We start from the raw sequence: 400 nt of genomic DNA, 5'->3' as shown, positions 1-400 counted from the left end.
AACATCAAGAGCACTGGTTGCTTCATCTAGAATGAGAATGGGTGCATTTTTAAAAACAGCACGTGCAATTGCTAATCGCTGTTTCTCTCCGCCTGACAATTGAATGCCTCGCTCGCCAACCATTGTATCGTAAAGATTGATTTTTTCAGAATAAAATCATGGGCGGAAGCTATTTTTGCTGCTTCATAAAGTTCTTCGTCCGTTGTAGTTGCTTTTCCTATCGCGATATTGTCGTATATACTACGGTTGAAAAGACCAGCAGCTTGAAACACTGTTGCTAGAGAATTACCTAAGGATTCACGGTTAATGGAGCATATATCTATTCCGTCAGTAAAGATATGTCCAAATGTAGGGTCGTATACACGTTGCAATAAATTGATTAATGGTGTTTTGCCAGCCC

1 pseudogene is annotated in these 400 nt (G+C 40.0%); it reads right to left on the bottom strand.

What is annotated here, in order from left to right:
- A pseudogene (locus J7R13_RS09225) lies at positions 1-400 on the bottom strand (ATP-binding cassette domain-containing protein); the annotation flags it as partial.

The sequence above is a fragment of the Bartonella taylorii 8TBB genome, from assembly GCF_902825155.1.
Lineage (GTDB): Bacteria > Pseudomonadota > Alphaproteobacteria > Rhizobiales > Rhizobiaceae > Bartonella > Bartonella taylorii_A.
This window is presented reverse-complemented; position numbering and strand designations above follow the sequence as displayed.